Below are 8,179 nucleotides of genomic sequence, written 5' to 3'. Positions count from 1 at the left end.
GATCATTAGCGGTGGCAGCGAGTTCGGCGAGTCCGGGCCCTGGGCACCACTGACCGTCCGAGTCGCGAGTGAGGAGTCGATGGACTTCGAGACCGACGGCGAGTCTATGGGCGGTCGCGCGCGGCAAACCGGTTCGTGCACAGAGTTCGGTGAGGCTGCACGGTTCCTCAGCTACTGCATGAAGCACGCCCATTGCTTTGTCCAGGACGCCGATGCCGCTATGCTGTCTCATAGGTCGATACCAGTTTCTCGCATAGTGGGATGCTACCGCATTTCCTGGAGGGATAGCGCATTTCCTCGGGACAGTCTGCATCTGCTGTGAAGGCTGGGGACCTACTTCACGCGCGGCGGGCCAGCCCGTAGTCCGCCGACGCGAGGCTACGTACAGAGGTGGAAGACATGGCACAGAAAGCACGCACTCTCGCCGAGAAGGTGTGGGACGACCACGTTGTCGTGAAAGGGGAGGGGCAGGATCCCGACCTCATCTACATCGATCTCCACCTCGTTCACGAAGTGACGAGCCCCCAGGCATTCGACGGACTTCGCCTGGCGGGACGCCAGTTGCGCCGTCCCGACCTGACGATCGCCACCGAGGACCACAACGTTCCGACGATCGACATCGACAAGCCGATCGCAGATCCTGTGTCCAAGACTCAGGTCGACACCTTGCGCCGAAATTGCGAGGAGTTCGGAGTTCGCTTGCACCGCATGGGCGATCTCGACCAAGGCATCGTGCATGTGGTCGGACCGCAGCTCGGCCTGACGCAGCCCGGAACCACCGTGGTGTGCGGCGACAGTCATACGTCGACGCACGGCGCATTCGGTGCGCTCGCAATGGGAATCGGCACCAGCGAGGTCGAGCATGTGATGGCAACGCAGACATTGTCGTTGCGCCCCTTCAAGACCATGGCGATCACGGTCGACGGCGAGCTGCCTCCCGGCGTCACGAGCAAGGACTTGATCCTCGCAGTCATCGCCAAGATCGGCACCGGCGGCGGCCAGGGCTACGTACTGGAGTACCGCGGCGAGGCCATTCGCAAACTGTCGATGGAAGCTCGTATGACCATCTGCAACATGTCGATCGAGGCCGGAGCCCGCGCGGGCATGATCGCACCGGACGAGACCACTTACGAGTTCATCAAGGGCCGTCCGCATGCACCGTCCGGCGCAGAGTGGGACGAAGCCGTCGCCGCGTGGGAGTTGCTCAAGACCGACGAGGGCGCGGAATTCGACAACGAGGTTCACATCGACGCAAGCGCATTGACGCCTTTCGTCACGTGGGGAACCAATCCGGGACAGGGTGCGCCGCTCGGCGACCGTGTGCCTGATCCCGAACTGATCGTCGACGAGAGCGAGCGTCAGGCAGCCGAGAAGGCGCTCACCTACATGGGTCTCGACGCCGGTATGCCGCTTCGGGATGTTTCTGTCGACACCGTGTTCGTCGGTTCGTGCACCAACGGACGCATCGAAGACCTGCGCGCAGTGGCGGAGGTGCTCGAGGGTCGCCATGTGGCAGAGGGCGTTCGGATGCTCATCGTTCCCGGCTCGATGCGGGTGCGGGCTCAAGCCGAGAGCGAAGGTCTCGGTGAAATCTTCACAGCGGCAGGGGCTGAATGGCGCCAGGCCGGTTGCTCGATGTGCTTGGGAATGAACCCTGACCAGCTTGCTCCCGGCGAGCGTTCGGCATCGACGTCCAACCGGAATTTCGAAGGCCGACAGGGTAAAGGCGGCCGGACCCATCTGGTTTCCCCGCTCGTCGCGGCTGCCACGGCGGTCCGCGGAACGCTCTCGGCACCGGCCGATCTGGTCTGACCCACTTACCATCTCGAGGAGAATTTCGATGGAATCCTTTACCACGCACAAGGGTATCGGCGTCCCGCTGCGACGCTCGAATGTCGATACCGACCAGATCATCCCTGCCGTGTACCTGAAACGGGTGACGCGCACCGGATTCGAGGACGGGCTGTTTGCAGGCTGGCGTACCGACCCCAACTTCATTCTCAATCTGGCTCCGTACGACAAGGGAAGTGTCCTCGTGGCCGGTCCCGATTTCGGCACGGGCTCTTCGCGTGAGCATGCCGTGTGGGCTCTCTCCGACTTCGGATTTCGGGTCGTCATCGCTTCCCGGTTCGCCGACATCTTCCGCGGAAACGCCGGAAAAGCCGGTCTCGTAGCGGCACAGGTCGAGCAGAGCGACGTCGAATTGCTCTGGAAGTTGCTCGAAGAGCAGCCCGGACTGGAATTGACAGTAGATCTCGAGAATCGGACCGTCAGCGCCGGAACTACGGTGGTGCCGTTCAATATTGACGACTACACACGGTGGCGTCTGCTGGAGGGTCTCGACGACATCGGACTGACATTGCGGCAGGTAGACGCGATTTCCGAGTTCGAAAAGTCAAGGCCTTCATGGAAACCGACTACCCTTCCAGCCCGAATTTCGCAGGGCTGAACCGAAATCCGCAACTCCGCGCGGGAAGAGAAATAGGTCACCATTTCGCAGTCACGTTGAATGAGAATTGGCGTGGCACATAGACTCTTGCCGTTATCAGGTTTACCGTGGTTCTCAGTCGGTCCGACGGTGGACCACAATTAGCGGAGGAATTTCAATGAACAAGGCAGAGCTCATCGATGTTCTGACTGAAAAGCTGGGTTCGGACAGGCGCACAGCGACCGACGCAGTGGAGCACGTCGTGGACACCATCGTCCGCGCCGTCCACCGTGGCGAGAGCGTGACCATCACCGGCTTCGGAGTCTTCGAGCAGCGTCGTCGTGCAGCACGTGTTGCACGCAACCCGCGTACGGGCGAGACCGTCAAGGTCAAGCCGACGTCGGTTCCGGCTTTCCGTCCGGGTGCGCAGTTCAAGGCTGTTATCGCTGGTGGACAGAAGCTTCCGGCCACCGGCCCGGCAGTCAAGCGTGGCGTAGCAGCACCGGCCACCAAGGCTGCAGCCAAGAAGGCTGCTGCCAAGAAGACCGCAGCCAAGAAGGCTCCGGCCAAGAAGGCTCCGGCCAAGACCGCAGCCAAGAAGACGGTTGCCGCGAAGGCTCCCGCCAAGAAGGCTCCGGCCAAGACCGCAGCCAAGAAGACGGTTGCCACCAAGGCTCCCGCCAAGAAGGCTCCGGCCAAGACCGCAGCCAAGAAGACGGTTGCCACCAAGGCTCCCGCCAAGAAGGCTCCGGCCAAGACCGCAGCCAAGGCTCCGGCCAAGAAGGCTCCGGCCAAGAAGGCCCCCGCCAAGACCGCAGCCAAGAAGGCTCCGGCCAAGAAGGCTCCGGCCAAGCGCGCAAAGTAGTCGCGTTCGGGTGAAAAACCCGATGCCGTAAGACAAAGAGGTGCAACCGCGGATCAGATCCGCGGCTGCACCTCTTTTTTGCTGTCTGGGAGAAGTGTGAATTCTCCTGTGTTTCAGTGCTTTGCAAAACTACCGAATCGAGCTGAGTGTCGGTTGGTCCAAATCCCTCAGGAGTTGGCGACTTTGGGGAGCGGGCTGTCGAGGTGATCCGCGGCTACCAGACGGCCGTCGAGGAACGAGAGCACCCAAGTGCTCGCCTTACGGTTGCGCGCCGAGGGCAGTGTTACACCGGCCGTATCAGCCCACCAGCGCATTAAATCGGGGATGACGCCTCCTTGGCTGCAGATTACGGGAGTGCCCTCCAGCGCGGCGATCTGCAGCGCACGCGCCCTGGCGGCGTCGGGATCGGCCTCGTAACCTTCTTCGGTCAGAAGAGGTTCCGTCGAAATCTCGACACCCAATGCCTCCGCCAATGGCATCACAGTGTCGATGCAGCGCGTACGGTCAGCCGCGAAAACCGAATCGGCTCCGAAGATTTTCAGCTGTTCGACCAAGGCGGCGGATTGCTCTTTGCCCTTGGCATCGAGTGGACGCACATTGTCGTCGCCCTTGTATCGCTTACGGCTCCCAGCTTTTGCGTGGCGGACGAGTAATACCGTTTTCGTGTCAGGCCGAAGGGAAACGAAGCGGCGAAGAATCATTCGATCCATCGGGTAGGAAAGATGATCGGCTACCTCGGTGACCGGAAGCCAATAGAGAACATCCACTTCGCTATTCGGCCCGAAATCTCCGTCCACTGCTTCGGCCGACCAGTATTCGACCCGTTTGAGTTTGCGATGTCCCGGGATCGGGTACGTCACGCCACCGAGGTGCCTTCCGAAACGTCCGGTGATCGAGGTCTCTTCGCGGACCTCCCGAACTGCTGCGGTCAAGAAGGTCTCGCCGGGATCGAGCTTTCCTTTGGGGAATGACCAGTCGTCGTACTTCGGTCGATGTACGACGGCGATCTCGATGGCGGAAGGATCCTGAGGAGCCTTCCGCCACAGAACCGCGCCTGCGGCAAAGATGTTGGCTTTGACCGGCTTGTCGCTCATTGTGTGATCCGAGCCCGTCAAGACCCGCTGGCGGTGCGGCTGCGCATCAACGACTGTTGATGCTCACGTACGTCCTCACCGCGTTCGGGGGCAGCGACCCAACTCCCGTCCGGATGCAGTACCCAGCAGCGAGTTCGGGGATCGAGCGCGGAGTCGAAGATGTCACCGAGTTGCTTCGACAGTTTCGGGTCCTTGACCTGCACCATGACCTCGACGCGGCGATCGAGGTTGCGGTGCATCATGTCTGCGCTGCCGATCCAGAATTCGTCGGCCGAGCGGAAATGGAACATTCGCGAGTGTTCGAGGAAGCGTCCGAGAATGGAACGTACTTCGATGTTTTCGCTGAGGCCGGGAACGCCCGGCTTGAGCGCGCAGATTCCGCGGACCACGATCTCGACGGGGATACCGGCCTTGGACGCGCGGTACAACGCGTCGATGACCTGCTCGTCGACCAATGCGTTGGCTTTCAAGCGGATACCGGCATCGCGGCCTGCAAGCTTGTGAGCGATCTCGTTGTCGATCCGCTCGATGATCCCGCGGCGAACCCCGTACGGCGCAACGAGAAGGTTGCGGTAGCTCGTCTTTCGGGAGTATCCGGTCAGCGAGTTGAAGAGGTCGGTGAGGTCAGCACCGATCTCCGGTGCTGCGGTGAGCAATCCGACGTCCTCGTACATGCGCGCGGTCTTCGGGTTGTAGTTGCCCGTGCCGATGTGGCAGTAACGACGAATGGTCGAGCCCTCTCGTCTGACGACGAGGCACGTCTTGCAGTGAGTCTTGAGACCGACGAGACCGTAGACGACGTGAACGCCGGCCTGCTCGAGTTTGCGTGCCCACTTGATGTTGGCCTGCTCGTCGAAGCGGGCCTTGATCTCCACCAGCGCGACAACCTGCTTGCCCGCTTCGGCGGCGTCGATCAGTGCATTGACGATGGGGGAGTCGCCGGAAGTGCGGTACAGGGTCTGCTTGATCGCGAGCACCTGCGGGTCGGCGGCGGCCTGTTCGATGAAGCGTTGAACGCTTGTGGAAAACGAGTCGTATGGGTGGTGGACGAGCACGTCGCCTTCGCGCAGGGTCGAGAACACGCTCTTCGGAGTCTCGCGTTCACCGAACGCCGGATGCGTCGCCGGGACGAACGGAGCGTCTTTGAGAGCGGGGCGGTCGACGGCGTAAACCTGCCAGAGGCAGGACAAGTCGAGGAGACCGGAAACCTCGATCACGTCGGCCGGATCGACGTCGAGTTCACGCAGAAGCAGTTCGAGCATGTGCTCGGTCATGTCGTCGGCAACTTCGAGGCGAACGGGTGAACCGAAACGACGACGCGCCAATTCACGTTCGAGTGCCTGCAGCAGATCCTCGTCCCGATCTTCTTCGACCTCGAAATCGGCGTTGCGTGTGATTCGGAAAGCGTGATGTTCGACGATTTCCATTCCGGGGAACAGCACGTCCAGATGAGCCGAAATCAGTTCTTCCATCGGGAGGAAAGAATCGATGGTGGACGAAGATGTCGTGCTCTTGACTCGCACGAACCGGCCGACGTTGTCGGGAACCTTGACGCGAGCGAAGTGTTCGCCGCGGGTGACGGAGTCCTTCACCGTCACGGCGAGGTTGAGGCTCAGTCCGCTGATGTAGGGGAACGGGTGAGCGTGATCGACTGCCAACGGCGTCAGGACCGGGAAGACCTGCTCGTGGAAATGCGCCGAGAGTCGGCCGTGATCGTCGGCGCTGAGGTCGGCCCATCGAACGATTGAAATGCCTTCTGCCGCCAGGGCAGGGCGGACCGAGTCGAGAAACACGTGCGCGTGCTTGTCGGCGAGTTCCTGGGTGCGACGCGCGATGAGCGCCAATTGTTCGCGTGGGGAGAGGCCGTCGGCGGACCTGACCGACAGTCCCGTCTCGTCGCGGCGCTTGAGTCCGGCGACCCGGACCATGAAAAATTCGTCGAGATTGGAAGCGAAGATGGCGAGGAACTTTGCGCGTTCGAGCAACGGCAGTGACTCGTCGGCGGCCAATGCGAGAACACGGGCATTGAAATCGAGCCAGCTGAGTTCGCGGTTGAGGTAACGATCCTCGGGAAGTCCGACGAGCAATTCGGGTAGCTCTGCCTTGGTAGCTGCAGGGGGAGCGCCCGGGATGTTGGTGGCGACCGCGACGGCCTGAGATCGCGGCGAGGTGGCCGCGCCGTTCTCGTGCCGGCCGGAGCTGTGGTCTCCGTCCGACTGGTCTTCGGAAATACGGTTTTCGAGTGCTTCGCCATTGCTCACTCGTCGATCATCCCCCACAATCGCGCGGTCCGACAATCGATGAAAGAAAATTCATCGACTGTTCGACGGCGTGGCCTTGAGTCTGGTCAACGAAGCCGATGTCGCGGGGCCTACTCCCAGTGCTCGCACAGTGCCGAGATCGGCATGGGTGTCGACGTCGGTGCGCAGTCCCGGCCATTGGCCGTTGAGTGGACGAGCACCTGAATTGGCATGTCCAAGTGCGGATTCCGGCCCGAACCGAGGGTCGAGCGCGCTTTCGCCGCACGCAAACAATGCGGAAGTGCCGGTGCCGTGGTGATCGACGACGACTGAACGTCCGCCGCTTCGGGCCGCGGCCACGGCCTCCGTCAGTTCGCTCGGTTGCATGGCGGGCAAGTCGGCTTGCAGCACAACGAGGTCGACCACTCCGCGCTTGGCTCGGATATCGGCGGCCGCTGCACTCAACGCCGCGTTGAGGGTTTCCTCCGTGCGCGGTGTTGCGCCGTTGGTTCGGGCGCCGTCGGGAGCTGGATCGGCGTAGACCGTCACGCCGACGGAATATGCAAGGGCGGCAACGGTGGGGTCTGGGGTGACCACTGTGACGCTGTCGATGGCCGAGACGGCTGCAACTGTGGCGAGGGTGTCGTGAAGCATGGCCAACACGAGGTCTGCACGCGCGTCCGAGTCGAGTTCGCCCGCGAGGCGGGACTTGGCCGATCTCAAGGACTTGACGGCCACTATCGCATGCATGGGGCGTTCGATCTCCGTGCGCGCATGCGGTGTCTCCACGGCGTGTGGGTACGGGGGTTCCGCGCTGTCCATCCCTCGATCTTGCCAGTCATCACGCTCGGTGTCCGCGGCTGCCCACCGCAGTGCACCACAGGCGATACTCTGTGCAGACGATTTTTCTGGCGGCGACCCGCTTCGCCGGGTAGACGGGGTGAGCGTGTGAGTAAGGCAGCTGTATTGGGCGCAGGTTCGTGGGGAACGGCGTTGGCGAAGGTGATGGCCGAGGCCGGAACCGACGTGACGATGTGGGCCAGGCGTGAAGAGGTCGCGAAGCGCATCGACACCACGCACGAGAACAGCGACTATCTGCCAGGCATTGCTTTGCCTTCGTCGATTCGCGCGACCCACCACCACGAGGAGGCGATGGCAGGTGCTGACTTCATCGTGCTGGCGGTTCCCTCGCAGTCGCTACGGGGAAACCTGGAGCAGTGGAAAGGCTCGATCGGGCCCGATGCGACTCTGCTGAGTCTGGCCAAGGGTATCGAGACCGGGACGCTCATGCGCATGAGCCAGGTCATCGTGTCGGTGACCGGCGTGGAACCGGGACGCGTCGCGGTGCTCTCGGGCCCGAATCTTGCACACGAGATCGCCGGCGGGCAACCCGCGGCGACGGTGATCGCCTGTTCGGATTCCTCGCGTGCCCTCGCTCTCCAGGATGCTTGTGCTACCGGCTATTTCAGGCCGTACACCAACTCCGACGTCATCGGATGCGAGATCGGTGGTGCGTGTAAGAACGTGATCGCGCTGGCCTGCGGCATGGCGG

At 62.2% G+C, this 8,179-nt stretch carries 8 protein-coding genes; 4 read left to right on the top strand and 4 right to left on the bottom strand.

The genetic code is table 11. The features are described from left to right. Positions 1-232 (bottom strand): helix-turn-helix domain-containing protein (locus RWT78_RS25895; RefSeq protein WP_314681857.1); only part of this gene is annotated, 232 nt, incomplete at its 3' end. 158 nt (positions 233-390) lie between these two features. Between RWT78_RS25895 and leuC the strand changes: the two genes are divergently transcribed. The 3 genes from leuC (at position 391) to RWT78_RS25880 (ending at position 3,293) form a co-directional block, all read left to right on the top strand. Then, complete coding sequence (leuC, locus tag RWT78_RS25890; RefSeq protein WP_003944727.1) at positions 391-1,812, top strand: 3-isopropylmalate dehydratase large subunit; 1,422 nt, start codon at positions 391-393, stop codon at positions 1,810-1,812. 28 nt (positions 1,813-1,840) lie between these two features. Further along, on the top strand, positions 1,841-2,449 hold the full coding sequence (gene leuD, locus RWT78_RS25885; protein WP_003944724.1) for a 3-isopropylmalate dehydratase small subunit: 609 nt from the start codon (positions 1,841-1,843) through the stop codon (positions 2,447-2,449). A 157-nt stretch (positions 2,450-2,606) separates the two neighbouring features. Further along, positions 2,607-3,293, top strand: a complete 687-nt coding sequence (locus RWT78_RS25880; RefSeq protein WP_047271271.1) for an HU family DNA-binding protein — start codon at positions 2,607-2,609, stop codon at positions 3,291-3,293. Positions 3,294-3,460: 167 nt separating this feature from the next. Here the strand turns inward: RWT78_RS25880 and RWT78_RS25875 are convergent, their stop codons facing one another. The 3 genes from RWT78_RS25875 to cofC are packed head-to-tail and all read right to left on the bottom strand — an operon-like array spanning position 3,461 to position 7,449. Continuing rightward, complete coding sequence (locus RWT78_RS25875) at positions 3,461-4,387, bottom strand: bifunctional NUDIX hydrolase/histidine phosphatase family protein (RefSeq protein WP_007729338.1); 927 nt, start codon at positions 4,385-4,387, stop codon at positions 3,461-3,463. Positions 4,388-4,404: 17 nt separating this feature from the next. Then, a complete protein-coding gene (locus RWT78_RS25870) occupies positions 4,405-6,648 on the bottom strand; it encodes an RNA degradosome polyphosphate kinase (RefSeq protein WP_003942685.1) in 2,244 nt (747 codons plus the stop codon). Positions 6,649-6,699: 51 nt separating this feature from the next. After that, positions 6,700-7,449 (bottom strand): 2-phospho-L-lactate guanylyltransferase, encoded by a 750-nt coding sequence (cofC, locus tag RWT78_RS25865; protein WP_080552786.1) that lies wholly within the window; start codon positions 7,447-7,449, stop codon positions 6,700-6,702. Positions 7,450-7,575: 126 nt separating this feature from the next. Here cofC and RWT78_RS25860 point away from each other — a divergent pair. Continuing rightward, positions 7,576-8,179 (top strand): NAD(P)H-dependent glycerol-3-phosphate dehydrogenase (locus tag RWT78_RS25860; protein ID WP_314681851.1); only part of this gene is annotated, 604 nt, incomplete at its 3' end.

The organism is uncultured Rhodococcus sp., assembly GCF_963525155.1.
Lineage (GTDB): Bacteria > Actinomycetota > Actinomycetes > Mycobacteriales > Mycobacteriaceae > Rhodococcus_F > Rhodococcus_F qingshengii.
The sequence above is the reverse complement of the archived record's forward strand: the minus strand, read 5'-3'. Positions and strand labels throughout refer to the sequence as shown.

Bases quoted from the DNA above. Each gene is read 5' to 3' on its own strand.
- RWT78_RS25880 (WP_047271271.1), top strand. From the start codon at position 2,607: ATGAACAAGGCAGAGCTCATCGATGTTCTGACTGAAAAGCTGGGTTCG.
- RWT78_RS25875 (WP_007729338.1), bottom strand. From the start codon at position 4,387: ATGAGCGACAAGCCGGTCAAAGCCAACATCTTTGCCGCAGGCGCGGTT.
- cofC (WP_080552786.1), bottom strand. From the start codon at position 7,449: ATGGACAGCGCGGAACCCCCGTACCCACACGCCGTGGAGACACCGCAT.
- leuD (WP_003944724.1), top strand. From the start codon at position 1,841: ATGGAATCCTTTACCACGCACAAGGGTATCGGCGTCCCGCTGCGACGC.